The 14,405-nt window shown below is 34.6% G+C and carries 16 protein-coding genes and 1 pseudogene; 5 read left to right on the forward strand and 12 right to left on the reverse strand.

Going from position 1 to position 14,405, the window contains the following annotated elements:
* Positions 1-140 precede the first annotated feature (140 nt).
* The 6 genes and pseudogenes from HPT25_RS27235 to istA form a co-directional block, all read right to left on the reverse strand.
* Positions 141-1,052 (reverse strand): annotated as a pseudogene (locus HPT25_RS27235) (IS110 family RNA-guided transposase); the annotation flags it as partial.
* 496 nt (positions 1,053-1,548) lie between these two features.
* The gene (locus tag HPT25_RS27240; protein WP_173071858.1) at positions 1,549-2,553 is read right to left on the reverse strand and encodes a DUF3231 family protein; all 1,005 of its coding nucleotides are present in this window, start codon (positions 2,551-2,553) and stop codon (positions 1,549-1,551) included.
* A gap of 52 nt (positions 2,554-2,605) precedes the next feature.
* Positions 2,606-3,091: a MarR family winged helix-turn-helix transcriptional regulator gene (locus HPT25_RS27245; RefSeq protein WP_173071860.1), complete on the reverse strand. Its 486-nt coding sequence runs from the start codon at positions 3,089-3,091 to the stop codon at positions 2,606-2,608.
* A 205-nt stretch (positions 3,092-3,296) separates the two neighbouring features.
* Positions 3,297-3,500, reverse strand: coding sequence for a hypothetical protein (locus HPT25_RS27250; protein ID WP_173065358.1), 204 nt, complete (start codon positions 3,498-3,500; stop codon positions 3,297-3,299).
* 3 nt (positions 3,501-3,503) lie between these two features.
* Positions 3,504-4,259: an IS21-like element helper ATPase IstB gene (gene istB / locus HPT25_RS27255; RefSeq protein ID WP_173065356.1), complete on the reverse strand. Its 756-nt coding sequence runs from the start codon at positions 4,257-4,259 to the stop codon at positions 3,504-3,506.
* Complete coding sequence (istA, locus tag HPT25_RS27260; RefSeq protein ID WP_173065353.1) at positions 4,253-5,806, reverse strand: IS21 family transposase; 1,554 nt, start codon at positions 5,804-5,806, stop codon at positions 4,253-4,255. The genes istB and istA overlap by 7 nt, the downstream gene beginning before the upstream one ends.
* Before the next feature lie 601 nt (positions 5,807-6,407).
* Between istA and HPT25_RS27265 the strand changes: the two genes are divergently transcribed.
* Positions 6,408-6,734 carry a hypothetical protein gene (locus HPT25_RS27265; RefSeq protein WP_173071504.1) on the forward strand — a complete coding sequence of 109 codons (327 nt, stop codon included), beginning with the start codon at positions 6,408-6,410 and terminating at the stop codon, positions 6,732-6,734.
* A gap of 109 nt (positions 6,735-6,843) precedes the next feature.
* On the opposite strand, the gene HPT25_RS27270 is transcribed toward HPT25_RS27265, so the two are convergent.
* The gene (locus HPT25_RS27270) at positions 6,844-7,578 is read right to left on the reverse strand and encodes a hypothetical protein (RefSeq protein ID WP_173071861.1); all 735 of its coding nucleotides are present in this window, start codon (positions 7,576-7,578) and stop codon (positions 6,844-6,846) included.
* A 656-nt stretch (positions 7,579-8,234) separates the two neighbouring features.
* Here HPT25_RS27270 and HPT25_RS27275 point away from each other — a divergent pair.
* The 4 genes from HPT25_RS27275 to HPT25_RS27290 are packed head-to-tail and all read left to right on the forward strand — an operon-like array spanning position 8,235 to position 9,569.
* The gene (locus HPT25_RS27275) at positions 8,235-8,555 is read left to right on the forward strand and encodes a YjcN family protein (RefSeq protein ID WP_173071863.1); all 321 of its coding nucleotides are present in this window, start codon (positions 8,235-8,237) and stop codon (positions 8,553-8,555) included.
* Between the two features lie 44 nt (positions 8,556-8,599).
* Positions 8,600-8,836 (forward strand): hypothetical protein, encoded by a 237-nt coding sequence (locus HPT25_RS27280; protein WP_173071865.1) that lies wholly within the window; start codon positions 8,600-8,602, stop codon positions 8,834-8,836.
* 1 nt (position 8,837) lies between these two features.
* Entirely contained in the window at positions 8,838-8,978 is a 141-nt protein-coding gene (locus HPT25_RS27285; RefSeq protein WP_173071867.1) for a hypothetical protein, read from the forward strand.
* Between the two features lie 27 nt (positions 8,979-9,005).
* On the forward strand, positions 9,006-9,569 hold the full coding sequence (locus HPT25_RS27290; protein ID WP_217270018.1) for a hypothetical protein: 564 nt from the start codon (positions 9,006-9,008) through the stop codon (positions 9,567-9,569).
* 385 nt (positions 9,570-9,954) lie between these two features.
* Here HPT25_RS27290 and HPT25_RS28920 read toward each other — a convergent pair whose 3' ends face one another.
* The 5 genes from HPT25_RS28920 to HPT25_RS27315 all read right to left on the reverse strand — a co-directional run bounded on the left by HPT25_RS28920 (position 9,955) and on the right by HPT25_RS27315 (position 14,387).
* A complete protein-coding gene (locus HPT25_RS28920; RefSeq protein WP_246277412.1) occupies positions 9,955-10,614 on the reverse strand; it encodes a hypothetical protein in 660 nt (219 codons plus the stop codon).
* A gap of 899 nt (positions 10,615-11,513) precedes the next feature.
* On the reverse strand, positions 11,514-11,903 hold the full coding sequence (locus HPT25_RS27300; protein ID WP_173071871.1) for an RDD family protein: 390 nt from the start codon (positions 11,901-11,903) through the stop codon (positions 11,514-11,516).
* 47 nt (positions 11,904-11,950) lie between these two features.
* Positions 11,951-12,613: a response regulator gene (locus tag HPT25_RS27305; RefSeq protein WP_173071874.1), complete on the reverse strand. Its 663-nt coding sequence runs from the start codon at positions 12,611-12,613 to the stop codon at positions 11,951-11,953.
* Positions 12,614-12,666: 53 nt separating this feature from the next.
* The gene (locus HPT25_RS27310) at positions 12,667-13,251 is read right to left on the reverse strand and encodes a hypothetical protein (protein WP_173071876.1); all 585 of its coding nucleotides are present in this window, start codon (positions 13,249-13,251) and stop codon (positions 12,667-12,669) included.
* Positions 13,252-13,268: 17 nt separating this feature from the next.
* The gene (locus tag HPT25_RS27315) at positions 13,269-14,387 is read right to left on the reverse strand and encodes a murein hydrolase activator EnvC family protein (RefSeq protein WP_173071879.1); all 1,119 of its coding nucleotides are present in this window, start codon (positions 14,385-14,387) and stop codon (positions 13,269-13,271) included.
* Positions 14,388-14,405 lie beyond the last annotated feature (18 nt).

A 14,405-nucleotide genomic window follows, 5' to 3' on the forward strand; every position in this document is an offset into this window, starting at 1 on the left:
AAAAATATTGTATGTGAAGGTTTGTACTTAAACTAAAGGATAGCTTATCTTGAATAAGATTTAAACGATGATCTTCCACAAAACCAGCTAATAGTTGTCAACATTTTTCAATGAAAAAATTAAAATATAGATGATATACTAGGGTGATTAAACCGATCTATTTCTCCTATTTCGGAAATGATTGTTGCCGCAATCTTTTCTCCGATACCAGGAATAGATTGGATAATCTTATATTCTTCAATTTCTTTAGCAAGGGTATCTATTTCTGCTTCTAGTTGTGATAGATGCTCTTGATATTGAAGAACGATGGTAATTAACATCTTTAGGTTAAAAATATGACTTTCATACAAGTTATTTTGAAATGGATTTCGTAATGCTGCTTCAATAAGCTTTTGTGCTTTTTCTTTTGCCCACTTTTCAGAACGTCTAGTACATAACGATGCAATCTTGTTGGTTAATACAGATTCGGTAGTATTTAGTACATGTTCAGAAGTAGGAAATAAGGAAAGAGTCTGTAAAGATACTTTTGAATATAAATCACCAAAGACACCTCTAAATTCAGGAAATACCTGATCTAGCACTGTTAGAAGTTGTACCTTGGTTTGTGTAGAGATACCCGTAATTATCTCTTGTTGTCTTGTAAGATTACGAAGGTTTAAAAGTTGAAGCCCTCTTTTCTTATACGGCTCAACTTCTTCTTTATAGAATAGTTCGCATAGATGATAGGCATCGACAGCGTCTGTTTTTACTTTTCTTAAACTTGTACTCCGTGCTCGATGAGAGATAAGGGGGTTCACAATAATATAAACATATTGTTGTTCCTCCAAAAATTGAATAACAGGAGAGTGGTAATGCCCTGTTGATTCTAAGATAACCGAAGGTTTCTTACCATCAGCTACTCTTTCAATCTCTTTTAAGAATCCTAATAGATACTCAAAACCCTCAACAGTATGCTTTACACTAAAACTTTTACGAAAAGGTTGACTCTTATCCAAGAATGCTTGTACCTGACTTTCTCCTTTAGAAACATCCAGACCTACTACTGGATTCATGATCATCTCCTCCTTAGAAAATAAGATTAGTCGGTTGTCCCTAGAGCTGCTTGTACTATCATAGGTTCGCTTGTTAAACGGGATCTGTGTCCCAACCAGCCTGAAACATGCTTATACAAGTAGGGAGTGAACAGTTTTGCGGACGGGATCGAGTCCCACGGGCGCTACGTTCTACTCCGACTACCGCTATAATAAAACCAATTAAAAAAAGTTCAACCAGTAAAAACTGGTTAAACTTATATTACGATCGGGCGCTATTCTGGAGTAATGACAAAAGTCTAATTTCTTAATTTTAATGTTGAGAAATTGGACTTTTTATATTTATTTATAGTGCAAAATAGCACTGAAAATAGATGCAAAATAACTCCTAAAGTGACAAGCTATTCCAATCCTTTAGCACCAAAATAGGATTGCTGCCAGCAACCCCATCTATAACTCAAACATTCTTTACTGGTTTAATAACTTTTACTACAAATGCAGCGACTAACGTGCTTCTCTATTTCTTTATGAGCTCGTCCCTATCATCTGCTTGTGGTGTTTGTTCCAGCCAACCACGATCAATCATGATATTTACTCCATCTTCAACAAGTAACAAGTCTTCTCCGATTACTTGAGTTACCTTAACTGCTAAATCTCTCCGAAAAGACCCAGCCAAACTAGCGCCATAATAACCTATGGCATAATTCACCAATAATTGCGTATGAAACAACATTAACTTATCCGAAAAGGGTGCAATGGTGGAATTTGTTACCTCTGATTCCCAAGATGAAGGAGACGGTAGATTGTTATCAGTTAATATTGTACGGAAAATCTCAATGTGTTTTGAAGAAAGGTCTCTTGCTCGTGATATAAAATTCCTTACTTCCTTTGACTGGCTTACTTGAGCAAATCCAAGCATAATTGCTTCCTTTAAAATACTTTTTTTTATGTTAAAGTCAATATGACTAATTTCCACAGCATTGATTGGTCTACGTTCTCCAAACCACCCTGTCAAAAAACTTTGCTTCTTTACAAAATCAATTTTTTCTGGTGTAGAAATGTAAGGTGGTCTTACAAAGAGTCCTTTGGATAGTTTAACATTAAGTGACTTGTTATAAAGTTCCATAGTTGAATCATTAACATGAGTATAAAAATCACGAATGTCAGCACGTGTTGCAGTAGTCAATGCCACAGCATAAGCAGTCAAACCGTTAATAGACATTTTGTTGATGTACATTAACCAAAAAGAATCTGAAAACAAACGAGGTGCCTTAAGGTCTACATCTTCATCTGTAAAACCGTGTGGAACAGGGAAGCCTTCATCAATAAAAATTTGTTTAATTTTATCCACATGGCTTTGGGATAAATTTAAAGCTAATTCCAAAACAGCACGAATTTCTGTATCTTCTACCTTATCTAAAGCATGTTTAATCACGCATATTGCCATGCTATCACTCATGTATGTCGTCCATAAACTCGCAATTTCACCAGATGTAAGTCTAATACTGTGATCTGTTTCCAATTTTTGTCCCCTCCTAATAAATTGTAAACAACGATAGAAATATCATTAATAACTAGGACGACTGATACTCTTGGAAGTGGGGTTTTTTAACCCAAGTTAAAAATTCCTCACCCTTAAAATTTTTTAATATTTTCAACCCTATTTCAATAAATATTTGAACTTCTTCTAGTTCAATATCTGAAAAATCAAACGGAAATTCCTTCAGTGGAAAAACTTGCTTTGCAATTTCCTTTAACTTTTCGAAGCCTTGATCAGTAATTGATACATATTTGTATTTCGTTTTACATTTTTGTACAGTAACAAAATTCTCTCTTATCAAGGGTTGTAGCAGTCGACTTACTGTAGATAAGTGCCAACAACCTAAATTGCTTATCTCACTAATTGTTAGTGGTTTTTCATGTGTAGATAAAATGAATAAGAGATGTTGCTGAGCTGAAGAAATACCATGTACTTTGTTAATACATGCCCACTGTTCCACAATACAAAAATACAAACCACGAATAGTTAAAACGGCTTGTTTATTCAACTCAATTTCCATATCAATAAAGCCTCATTTTCAATTGTATTTACAAGTAAAATTATTTTGTTTGATTACGGCCATAGGAATTTACCACCTCTGCCATCTTTTGTACCACTCTTTGACAAAGAATTTACCAGGCTTCGCCATTTCCTTTACCAATAAAAAGCTTCTCTTATTACATTGTGTATCTAGAGAAGCTTTTTTATGGTTTTAGTTCACAATGTTAACCCTTGAAGAACTCCATTATGATTTTCCTTGCTCCTTCATGGATATCTTGCTCAGTCCATTCATATGGAAATGGCTCTTCTCCATAAACTTTCAGAAGCTTTTCCACCAATTTGCTTGGGAAAGGGTTCCACTCTTTATGGCCGACCAAATAATAGTATTCTTCCATTTTGTTTAAATCTTTTTGTGTTAAAATAGCCATTTCTTAGACATTTCTTCCTAATCCATGACGTTCTCGCATGGAGATTTCACCGTCTAATAAGAATTGATAAGAATCATGGATAATACGGTCTAGAATGGCTTCCGCAATGGTGCCATTTCCTAATTTCATGTGCCATCCACTAGGATCAATTTGTGAACAGTAAATGGTGGAGGAGGATTTGTGCCGGGTTTCGGTGATCTCCAACAGGATATTTGCTTCATCCTTTGATAGTTCCGTAAGCAACCATTCATCAAGAATGAGCACATCTGTTTTTGTATATTTCTTGATCAACTTACGATAGCTGCCATCGGCAGCCAATTTTGCCAGAGACAATTCATCCAGTAATTCAGGTAATCGAATATACTTTACATTATAAAATTGACGACATGCCGATACACCAAAAGCACAAGCCATAAAGGTTTTCCCTGATCCAGTAGGTCCTTTCAATATGATATTATGATGGTCTTGGATATAAAGGCCACTGGCTAACTTCAAAATGAGTTCCTTTTTCAATTTGCGGTCCTCAAAATACTCAATATCTTCAATACATGCTTTTGAGTCCGAAAATGTGGCATTTTTAATTAATCGATTCAAATTATTGCTTTTGCGACGAGAATACTCTAAATCAATTAGCAGAGAGAAACGATCTTCGAAACTCATGGACTTGTATTCTTTATTTAGAGACTGCTCCTTGTAAGCTTCAGCCATCCCGATTAATTTCATTTCTTGTAGTTTGGATAACATTTGATCATTTAACATTTATCTTTTCCTCCATAATAAGAAGCCCCACGGGTGAAGCCATAGTTGGTGTCGGTTATTTCTGTGTTTTGCTTCAATTCTTGTTCTGCATCCTTTTTCTTGTTGTTTTTCAATATCGTCTGAATGCTTTTGACCGTCGGTCTTCTTGTCATGGAGAGCACCATTTTACATGCAAGTTCTATTTCATATTTGGTATAACGATGCTCCATTTTCTTTAAAGAAAAGATTGATTGTAATGCTTGTTTTTCAGATTGATAGGTATCTAAAAGAGATTGCACAACGCACAATGTTGAAGAACCAATGCTTTCTGCCCATTCAATCGCCACTTCAGGGGTTTGGTCCAAGAATAATTTATGATTGTCTGGCATATGTTCCCGGACAGTTGATATCTGCCCGAATCTCCCATATAATCTTTTATGTGAAGTCAACCACATATGATTGAAGTAGACGACTACCATATCACTTGAAAGCTTCACATCCACTTGCCGATTGATGTATTCGTATGGAACTGAATAAAACATGCTTTCAACGGATATGTGGTAATCCGGTCGCACTTTTGCCGTCCTCCACTCTGATATCTTATAGGGCATGTCCGGAAGAGGGGAAAGCGCATATTTCTCCTCTTCTTCAAATGCGGAATAACGGTTTCCTTTCTTTCGGGTAAAAGGACGATGATTGAATTCATCTAATTTCTTTCTTACTTCTTCATTCAACTCTTCAATACTAAAACAGTGGGTATTCCTTAATGCAGCTATGATCCATGTCGAAATATTCCCGACAGAGCCCTCGACACTTGGTTTATCTTTAGGGCTGCGTACACGTGCTGGCATGACGATTGTATTGTAATGATTGGCCATTTCCTTGTAGGTTGGATTCAATACAAGTTCCCTTGAAGTATGTTTTGTCACGCCCGTCTTCAGATTATCCGATACAACTATTTGGGTAGAACCACCGAAGTATTCATACGCTCGAATATGTGCTCCAATCCAGGCATGTAAATCCATTGAAAGGGTTGCTTCCGCATAGGAAAGTTGGCTGCACGGCAATGTCGCCACAAACACATATGCTTTCACCTTTTCCCCCGTATCCCTATCAATGATAAAGGCTGTGGATCCTGCCCAATCCACCTCTAAAATTTCCCCCGGTTTTCTCCAGATACGCATGGTAGCTTTGTATTTTTGCGCATAATTGCTATAATAGCGACTGAAACTTCGATATGAATAAGGAATTTTGTTATTCGCCCGGCTTGCCACTTCGTATTCATAGTGCAATAGGGAAAGGGTAACGTTTGGTTTGGCCAACTCTCTATGAATATATTCAAAGTCGATAGGTTGCCTTCCAGAAGCCTCAAATGACTTCTCAGGAAAAAGAAATTCCTCAATCCATTTATCATTCATTTCCTCGTCAAACGGACAAGTCAATCCCTTCTTCTTAGCCAATTCAATGACCTCTGTTACTTTCTGCCGAGAGTTGCCAGTACTAGAAGAAATCCCTCTAAGACTGATTCCCTCATCATGTAATTCCAGTATCTTACGATATTGGATCATAAAAAAACCTCCCATATAAAGTGTCATATCGCAAGATATGCTCACTAATTATACAGAAAGTAGTTACTGGTAAATAACTTGCCGATTAGTGGTAAATTCTTTGGCATTCCTTGGTACAAACAATGGCAATAGTGGTACATTTCAGTGGCAGTAATCACTACAGAAGTCCATAATAAAACGTTCTGTGTAATCATCTAATATTTGAAGTTGCTTTTCTTTTGGCAGGGATTTTAAGTCTTGAAAGTTCATAATTTCTTTTGGTGTTGCTGTAGGCTTATCTTTTCTCTATTCACCTTTAGGCTCTTTTTTACTTTGTTCAGCTATCAGTGGTATTCCCAGCGTAGCTGAAACCACCCGCAAAGTAGATGGAATTAGATTTGAAATTTAATTGAGCACTTCGTGTATATTCCTGTCGGGCTTCCGTAATAGCCATCTTTGAGTACGGTTGATTCCTTTTGCACTGTCCTTGATACTAGTTGAATCAAGGGCAGTGCCAGGTGTGAAGTGATAAACAGGAAAATGTTAGTGTTGGCAGGGAGCAAAACTGTATAATATTGGTATGGAGGTATTTGAGTTGATAATAACACAAGGAGGTTTATAAATGAAAAAAAAAATACGCATATCCCTTAGTTTTATAGCTACAATAGGATTTATATTATTGTCAGTGATATTTTTATACTATAACCCGTACAGCGAAGCCTCTATTAATTATGAAACTATTATTATAGTTTTTACAATTATTGTTTTACCTGTATGTTTAACATTTTTGTTTGTAATCTTATCAAATAAAATGTTAACATTTATATTTCTTATAATTTCTTTACCGGGAAGTCTTTATTTAGGGTTATCTGCAATACCTAGTATTTGGAATTTGTTTATATTAGCTTTAATTATACAAATTTTTTCTGTCCTATTGCAGCCAAAATAAAAATTTAAAATAAGGTATAAAATCCTCCTCCTTCATGATGCTTATCTTTACGTAACAAATAAAAGCATCCCATACTGTAAGGTATGGAATGCTTTTTGTTGGTAACATATTAATATGTTTCAACTCCAATATGAAGTAGATTTCCTGCAACTCCTGAAGTATTTAATTGAGCTTCCCAATGATAATTTCCATGCGATTCCGGGGAGATATAAATCCAATGCTCAGCATAAGTTGTACCCAAAATACCCCCTCCAAAATTGTAATTTACATGTTGAGCAGATGCAGAATTATAGTAGAGTGGGTCATTGTTATAATGTGACCAAACATAGTACCAATAAGTGCCTAAACTAGTAGGTTTGGCATCCCATGTGTGTAAAGACCTCCAATTTAGAGAAAATGAGCCTGAACTTTCGCTCCAGCTTTCTCCTAGTTCTGTCCAATTACAATCGATATTAACTGGGTCATATGTATGTGCTCTAACATGTGCTGTATATGAATACGTCGAAAGGGGGGTTAGAATATTACTTTTCTGTGAGGAAATTAGATTATTACTTTTCACCAAACTATTTCTTTTAATAGCTTTATATGTTCCATTATTTTCATCAACAGTAACCTCATAATATTCTGGTATTCCATCGTCTTTACGAGAATCATCAATAACGATACTACGCTTATCTCCCTCTTTCTTAATCTGTACACTTTGGAAAACTTTATGACTATCAGATGCTACTTTAAGATTTTTTGTAACATTAGAAGGGATTTGAGTGGTTTCTTCAGCATTAGCAACCGATGAAAATGAAAGTAAAGATATAAGCATTAGCAAAAAAGTTAAACCTTTTTTCATTAAAAATACCCCCTTTAATATATTTCCAGATAAATGTTAATATAATTACCTAGATTAACTTAATTCTAACATTTTATTACATTAACTGTAAATTATTGAAATAAAATGAAGATATAGTAATAAGAGTCAGCACTGGCTATTACAAGCCAAAGTATTCAAATAAATTTAGTAGTTATTTTTTATTTTATATAAGGGGCTACCCTATATATTGCTTATTCAATACGCATCTGGTTACTGTAAGATTGTTGAGATTGGATAAACCACTCAATCCGTTAAACTGGTACATTTTTCCTCCAAATTAAATCTAAAGAAGATTGACTTTCTAAATGGCGGTCTTTTTGTTATCTAACAGAGAAGTCATCTTGCAAATCGAATTAATAAAATACATTTATTTCCATTCATCGTGCCGTTTTTGGACTTATCTCGGACTTACCCCTATAAAGAAACCTCCCTCTTAAATTTGGCAGAGTAGGGAGGTTTCTTTATTTAACAGGGGTATAGTCTTCCAGATAATTGACACAAAGGGTTTAAATTTATTATTAACTAAGTTTAGAAAAAAAGCTAGTATGCAATGTAAATTTTTACAATTTTTTATATATTTACCTTTTTAAGCCATGTTACAATGAAAGAAAATCTTTATTTAGTGAGGGTCTGTGTTGAATAAAAATCGGATTATGATTAGAGTCGGTTTACCGCTAGTCTTTATCGTTAATTTGTTTATTCTTCTACATTTAACACCCAATTTAGCGTTAAGGACCTATGTTTTCTTCAATACCCTGCATCCAATCAGTGCTGTGACGACAGGAATTATAGATGACAAATGGCATAACAACGAGGATAAAATTGAGTTTAAGAAAGAACATGCTAAGGCTTATACACTAACAAAACCTCCAAAATCACAAAATGTAGAAATGAGAAACTATATTGTGAAAAAAGTTGGATTTTTATATTTTGCAGATTACTTAGGGTACTATTAATTTACAAATATTAGCTAAATATTATTGATGTGGGAGTAAAGATAATGGGCGTTTATGATTATGAATATGGGAGTAAGGTAAATAAAAACGGAAATAAGGTTATAAGTATCAAAGACTTTACAAGCAGCAATATACTGTATGCGGAGAGAAAAGGAGATAATGTTCAAATAAAAATGAAAAGATCTGGGGAGACAATTGGCATTTCAGTACCAGTAGAATTGCTAGAGAGATTATTAAAAGACATAAAAGAAAATAGTGAGAATGAAAAGAAAGGTGTTTAAAATGAATAAAGAAAATGGGAACTTCTTAAAGAAAACTCCAATCAGCAAGAAAAAGGCTGAAGATGATAAGGATATAAATCAATTGCGGACATTTGACTGGGTTCTTGGTACTATGGAGGAATTAGAAAAGAGTGAGCGCTGAACTATGAACTCTAATAATTTTTATATTATGATAGTAGAGTATGGACCATTTGCGGAGGCCATTGAAAAAAATAATAAGTTTGATGTAGATCATTGTGACCTTTGTGATAGTAATCTTCGGATCAAAAAAGCTAATCTTCATGTTATTTTTAAGGGAAAAAAGATGGCGGATTTTTACAGAATACCTCAATACAATATAATTAGCCAAAAATTCCAAGAAATTTTAATTAAGAATTCGATTACTGGGTTTTCATTTGATGATATTCATATAGAGGATGAAGATTCAACTTTGCTCCCTAAAAACCATATCAATTCATTAAAAGAACTAGTTGTTTTAGGAGAAGGAGGGTTCCTTCATCACCTTGACGGTACAATTGTAAGAAAATGTGAGAACTGTGGAAGAATTTTAGAAAACCAAGAATTAATTAAAGGTTTTAGTGTAAATTTTAGACAATGGGATGGTTCAGATATTTTCTATTTCAAGAATTGGTTTGGCATGCCTATAGTAACTGCAAAAGTTAAAGAAATAATTGAAGAAGAGAATTTAAAAAACATTAACTTTACAGATCTAAATCAATTTAAATTTAGTTAAAATTTTGTTTTCACGATTGCCTACTGGCATTCGGAAAGTGTGATTTAGAAGAATATCTACGTCATTTTAAATGCACTAAATGCGGAAGGTGTGTCCCAGGAAGATAGTGCATCCTTCGATTATTTTGCAAAAGCTGCCTTATCGGCAGCTATTTGATAAATAGTTATTATATATATAACTGTTTTCTTCTTTCTGATACTCCCACACCTGAAGGAGTGGGGTTCTAATTTACTTATACATTTCTCCAATACTCTCACTAGAAGAACAACTCTTCGAGTTACAACATAAAGGAACTCATGTATGTTCAATTAAACTTTTACAACCAAAGAAACCACCGTTTCTATTGGCGATTGTTTCGGCTCGTACCTAAACCGATATTAATATATTAAATGCCCATGCTTATGGGTGTTTTTTCTTTCAATTTTAATCTTTTTATCTCCAAGTCGTGCATCAATCTAAATTGTTCGAAGTTGTCTTCACATCGTTTCCTATCTATTTCCTCTAAATTTTCCTTGCAGTTCATAAGTAGAAATGCCGAATATAAGTCTTTTTGTATTTTACAGAAGCCAAAATCATTCCATCTTTCGTTAAGCTTTTTCTTTTCGAATGTATTGGTTAAATGATTGTATTGGCTTGCTTTTATAAGATTTGTATTTACCTTGTTTAAATGTTTACCTATGTATCCAAGTTTACGTTCAAGAATGTTCAGTAGCATCGATGGTGCTCGGTTGCTAATACTTCTTCCGAACCTTTTCTTCTCTTTGAATTTGCCCTTTTCATTAACTGTTGTTTCTTTTGCTCTTCTTTGCAGCCCTTTAAAACTCATATTTTCAACGAAAACAACATCTCCTAGGGAAATGATGGCATTAGAGAGTTTTTCGTGATCCTGTTTTCTTTTCACTCTATTCAACCTCTGCAGCTCTTTCAGTTGGGCTTTCTTTTTCATGTACCGTTTTGAAAATACCCATTTATCCTTATTGTTAATTTTAATGGTGCCGTCGTCTTTATATTTCATTGGATTGGTTGATCTTTTGCTTCTATCCATTGCTCTTTGTATGTTTTTTATCTTCCTGTCTAACCGAACAATACTAGGTGCGAGTTCTGTTAAGATGACTTCGGTTTCAGAACAGACCGCAACAGTGGATGTCCCTATATCAATACCTACTCTTTTTTGGATTACCTTTTCCTCTTCTTTAATTCCTTCGGAATTGTATTTTTGGGGAGGTATACCTTCAAGAACTAACTGTGCGTAGTATACAAATCTTTATCAATTCTCTTTTTATCCTAACAAACTTAACTTTATCTCTTAAAGCTAAATGAGCATAAACATCATTCTTTTTTACGATTGTTCGAAGAACAAGACCGTTCCAAAGTACATTACCCTCTTTGTATCGAATACCAGTTGAATTTGATTTGCCTTCTACAGAATTCATTTCACCGTATCTTTTGAAATGTACCCTCTTACCTTGCTTAAACATTATTTATTCGAAAGCTTTAAATGCTCTGGTCGCTATTTTTTGGCATGTGAAAGAATCTATGTTCTTTCTGTATTTATGCTGCATGGGTTTGACGAATTCATGGAGAGAATACTCGACCAAACCAAACTCCTTGTTCAATTCGGAAAACATCCTATTACGCTCTTTGCCTTTTTCCATATTACAAACATTTTTATATCTCTTGGATTGCTTCAAAATAGTATATCTTTTATGCAACTCTCCCAAAACCGAATTATAGATATTTCTAGCTATCTCAAATCTCTTGCACAATTGATGTTCTTGGTATATTTCTGTACTTACTCTTAACGTTAAGACATAACTTGGAGTTCCGGATTTAGCCAATATATTCACCTCTCTATAAAGACCATTTTATTAGATAGGAACGTACATTCGCAATAAAAACCGAGCAATTGATATGTCTGAAGACATACCTTGTTCGACCTCTCTATCATCCCACACCTGAAGGAATGGGCTGTCCCGTTCGGGTAGTTATGTAACGTCCAACTGCTTGTTTCTTAGATATTTGTTCACCTTTTTCGTTTACAACCTTTAATCCCAGAGCTCTCTTACCTAATGTTCCTTGGTATTTTGAGGATGTCAGAAAAACAGAATAAATGCTACTACCAACGAGATATAATAAAGGTATGATAATAAAGTCAATTACAAGCATTAAATGCGCTTTCGGTACTATTGCTGTCGGATCAGATTTATAATTAAGTGCGTCAAAACTTATAAAATAAAAATCTGTGACTAGATAAAAAATAGAAATCGGAAAACTAACGATAAGAACATCTATGATATGGGCTAAAAAACGAATCCAAAAACCTGCAGGTTTCATTTGAATACCCCCTTTCTATCAATATAAAATAAGAAAATAGTTCTCTCCTAGAAAACTTCTACCCACCCATTTTTTATAGCAGTGACAACAGCCTGTGTACGATCCTTTACGTTCATTTTTTGCAGAATATTAGAAACGTGATTTTTTATCGTTTTTTCACTAATTCGCAGAGCCTCACTAATTCCACGATTACTTTTTCCGTAGGCAAGCATTCTTAAAACATCACATTCACGTCTTGTTAATAGATGCAAAGGGCGACGGATTTGTCCTGAATTAACCTTAGAAACAAGCGTGCGGTACCCATTTACAACCAAATGTGCAATTTTTGGATCCAAATATGCTCCACCATCTGCCACCACATTGATGGCTCCAATGAGGTGATTCGAATCTGTGTCCTTTAATATATACCCCTTTACTCCGGAACTAATCGCTTCTGTGACACTCTGTTCGTCTTCCTGGAGCGATAAAATTATAATCTTTGCATAAGGATATTGAACTAGCAATTCGCGAGTGAGTTTAATGCCATCCAGTCGAGGCAGATTAATATCCATGATGATTATGTCGGGCCGTTTTGTTGCTACAAGATTTATTGCTCTACTTCCATCATTCCCCTCAGCAACAACCTGAATGAAACTTTCATTCTCTAGAATTTTTTTTACTCCTTCTCTGAAAAGCGACTGACCATCTATAATCGCTACTTTAATAGCCAATGTTATCACTCCTTTTACGAAATTTATCCATTAATTATTTTTGATGGCAACATTTAAATTTGCCCTTCTATTTTCCTAATAATTTCCCAGGCTGAGGTCTTAATAACGAACGTTTTCCTTGCATTTTTATTGGATATTTCAAGTTCTGTTGTTTGTAGGGTAATTTTTACCTGCTTGTTATCCTTGTAACGAATAATTAAAGCGAACTTATCTGTATCCCTATTAAAATATCCTTTTAAATTAATAAATTTTACCCTTGCTATTTTACCATTTCTGGTTATTTTATCCATCATCTCATTTGCAACGACAGTTTTATCTATTTCCTTTTTACTAAAAAGGTCTTTTGAAATGATTTTTGGGGCAAAACTGGATAGAAAAAGGTCTACATTCGGTATATACAGCCCCAGAATTAACTTTTCTGCTACCTCTTTTTTCAGGGATTGTTGATTGGTTTCATTCTTGCTTTTTACCCCTGCATCAGAAGTGTGACTAGTTGATATGATCTGTTTCAATACTTCTTCTTTTGTTTTGTTTAAGTTAATGGTTTCAACATTTTCTTTTGGTTGTACAAAGTAAAATGCCAGAATACCTATTGCCATAATGAAAGTCGAAAGAATGATAATATGTTTTTTATTCATTTTTTTCTTCCTTCTTCCTAGTTTGCGGGGATATATAATAGCGGGTTGATCGGTTCCAGTGTGTCCCCTTTTTGTTGCAGTATTTCAAAGTAAAGCTGTTTTTGTTCTGCATTTCCAGTACTCCCCATCGTTCCTAGATAATCGCCTTTAGCAACGTGATCTCCTACTTTTACCATTCGTGTATTCAAGTGAGAATAAACAGTCTCAAATTGATTAGAGTCGATTGAATGTTGAATCTGAATTACATTTCCATCGGTGGTTGAAAATAAAGATTTTATAACAACCCCGTCCGCAACAGCTATTACAGGAATTACACTTTTACTGCTGTTCGAGATGGTAATGCCCTTATCCCAAACCCCGCCATAGCCAACGCCAGCAATTATGTTACCGACCGTAGGAAATGTGAATGAACCTGAATGAATCGGCATTTCTATTGCCTTTAGGTATCCAGAATCAAAGTCACCAATGGAAGGATCGTTTTTCTTATCCGGGTTCAATGGCTTTGTTTGTACATTTGCATTTTTCAGTTCTTGTTCTTTTTCTTGTAGTTCTTGTGTAAGAGATTGTTGTGTACCTTTTTGTTCATCAATAACTTCTTGATTTCCTTGTAACTCCATTTCTAATTCTTTTAACGAAGTTTTTGTTTGCTTTATGAATTTCTGCTTCTGACTCAATTGTTTTTGAATGGAGTTATATTTTTTTATCAATTCATTATCACTTTTAATCTGCGAAAAACCTTTTGGTATCCTATTCAGAAAGGAATCATCCGATGTATGAAATAAATAATCGAAATACCGTATAAATGCGTTATGATCTTTTATATAACTAGCACGGTTTTTATTGTCGTTAATAAATTCACGATCATGTTCTGCTTGAACTTTGGATTTGCTGTAGTCGTTACGAAGCTTTGAAATTTTACTTTCCATCACGTTGTAACTTTCCTCATTTTTTTGGAGGGCTATTTCGAGTTGTTTTAATTGCTCTACTAAACTGTCATAATCATTTTGAAGTTGATATGAGCCTTGTGTGTCTGATGAAGTAGAAGGGGCCCCTGCTGCTTGGATATTGGGAGCAGACCCCCAATATCCAAGTGAAGCCACAAAGACACACATTGTAACTACTTTATAATTTTTCAACTTTGTCCTCTCCTTTAA

It is taken from the genome of Neobacillus endophyticus (assembly GCF_013248975.1).
GTDB lineage: Bacteria > Bacillota > Bacilli > Bacillales > Cytobacillaceae > Neobacillus > Neobacillus endophyticus.

Bases quoted from the DNA above. Each gene is read 5' to 3' on its own strand.
- HPT25_RS27245 (WP_173071860.1), bottom strand. From the start codon at position 3,091: ATGGAAATTGAGTTGAATAAACAAGCCGTTTTAACTATTCGTGGTTTG.
- HPT25_RS27250 (WP_173065358.1), bottom strand. From the start codon at position 3,500: ATGGCTATTTTAACACAAAAAGATTTAAACAAAATGGAAGAATACTAT.
- istB (WP_173065356.1), bottom strand. From the start codon at position 4,259: ATGTTAAATGATCAAATGTTATCCAAACTACAAGAAATGAAATTAATC.
- istA (WP_173065353.1), bottom strand. From the start codon at position 5,806: ATGATCCAATATCGTAAGATACTGGAATTACATGATGAGGGAATCAGT.
- HPT25_RS27265 (WP_173071504.1), top strand. From the start codon at position 6,408: ATGAAAAAAAAAATACGCATATCCCTTAGTTTTATAGCTACAATAGGA.
- HPT25_RS27270 (WP_173071861.1), bottom strand. From the start codon at position 7,578: ATGAAAAAAGGTTTAACTTTTTTGCTAATGCTTATATCTTTACTTTCA.
- HPT25_RS27280 (WP_173071865.1), top strand. From the start codon at position 8,600: ATGGGCGTTTATGATTATGAATATGGGAGTAAGGTAAATAAAAACGGA.
- HPT25_RS27285 (WP_173071867.1), top strand. From the start codon at position 8,838: ATGAATAAAGAAAATGGGAACTTCTTAAAGAAAACTCCAATCAGCAAG.
- HPT25_RS27290 (WP_217270018.1), top strand. From the start codon at position 9,006: ATGATAGTAGAGTATGGACCATTTGCGGAGGCCATTGAAAAAAATAAT.
- HPT25_RS28920 (WP_246277412.1), bottom strand. From the start codon at position 10,614: ATGGATAGAAGCAAAAGATCAACCAATCCAATGAAATATAAAGACGAC.
- HPT25_RS27300 (WP_173071871.1), bottom strand. From the start codon at position 11,903: ATGAAACCTGCAGGTTTTTGGATTCGTTTTTTAGCCCATATCATAGAT.
- HPT25_RS27310 (WP_173071876.1), bottom strand. From the start codon at position 13,251: ATGAATAAAAAACATATTATCATTCTTTCGACTTTCATTATGGCAATA.